This window comes from Candidatus Tokpelaia sp. (assembly GCF_008636115.1).
GTDB lineage: Bacteria > Pseudomonadota > Alphaproteobacteria > Rhizobiales > Rhizobiaceae > QLZD01.
Map to the genome: position 1 here is coordinate 1 of NZ_QLZD01000040.1, position 1,216 is coordinate 1,216.

Genomic DNA, 1,216 nt, shown 5'->3' on the forward strand with positions numbered 1-1,216 from the left:
GGGCAGCCTGTTTAGCTGCCCTGCCTTGAGCACTCAAACCTATTCTATAATCCTGGAGACTATACCCGCACCAACTGTGCGACCGCCTTCACGAATAGCAAAACGAAGCTTCTCTTCCATCGCAATCGGAACTATCAGAGATACGTCCATCGCAATATTATCTCCCGGCATAACCATCTCAACACCGGACGGAAGTGTCACAATACCTGTCACATCTGTCGTGCGAAAATAAAATTGCGGGCGATAATTCGTGAAAAATGGCGTATGACGACCACCTTCCTCTTTCGTCAGAATATAGGCTTCCGCCTTGAATTTCGTATGCGGCGTAACTGTCCCGGGCTTGGCCAAAACCTGACCACGCTCAACACCCTCGCGATCAACACCGCGCAGAAGAGCGCCAATATTATCACCGGCCTGACCCTGATCCAGCAGCTTGCGGAACATTTCAACGCCGGTCACCGTAGTCTTGCCTGTCGGACGAATGCCGATAATCTCAACTTCTTCACCAACCTTGACAATACCGCGCTCAACACGACCGGTCACAACTGTGCCGCGGCCTGATATGGAAAACACATCTTCAATCGGCATCAGAAAAGGCTGATCAACCGGACGGCTCGGGGTCGGAATATAGGCATCAACTTCGCTCATCAACAGACGAACAGCATCTTCACCAATAGTCTTGTCCCTGCCCTCCAGAGCAGCAAGCGCCGAACCCTTGACAATCGGAATCTCATCACCGGGAAAGTCATATTTGGACAAAAGCTCACGCAGCTCAAGCTCAACCAGTTCAAGCAGCTCTTCGTCATCAACCTGGTCAACTTTGTTCAGAAAAACAACAATCGCCGGAACACCAACCTGACGCGCCAGCAAAATATGCTCACGCGTTTGCGGCATCGGGCCGTCAGCAGCCGAACAGACCAGAATAGCACCGTCCATTTGTGCCGCACCGGTAATCATGTTCTTCACATAATCGGCGTGACCCGGGCAATCAACATGCGCATAATGCCGCTTCTCCGTCTCATACTCAACATGAGCCGTAGATATGGTTATGCCGCGCGCTTTCTCTTCCGGAGCCGCATCTATCTGGTCATAGGCGCGAAACTCACCAAAATATTTCGTAATCGCCGCTGTCAACGTCGTCTTCCCATGGTCTACATGACCAATCGTCCCTATGTTGACATGCGGCTTAGTCCGTTCATACTTGCTCTTCGACATT

General features: G+C 51.3%; 1 protein-coding gene. It reads right to left on the bottom strand.

The window, feature by feature from the left end; all coding sequences use genetic code 11:
• Positions 1 to 39: 39 nt before the first annotated feature.
• A complete protein-coding gene (gene tuf, locus DPQ22_RS08185; RefSeq protein WP_150215025.1) occupies positions 40 to 1,215 on the bottom strand; it encodes an elongation factor Tu in 1,176 nt (391 codons plus the stop codon).
• Position 1,216 lies beyond the last annotated feature (1 nt).

Excerpts from the sequence above, each read along its gene's own strand:
- tuf (WP_150215025.1), bottom strand. The coding sequence starts at position 1,215 with ATGTCGAAGAGCAAGTATGAACGGACTAAGCCGCATGTCAACATAGGG.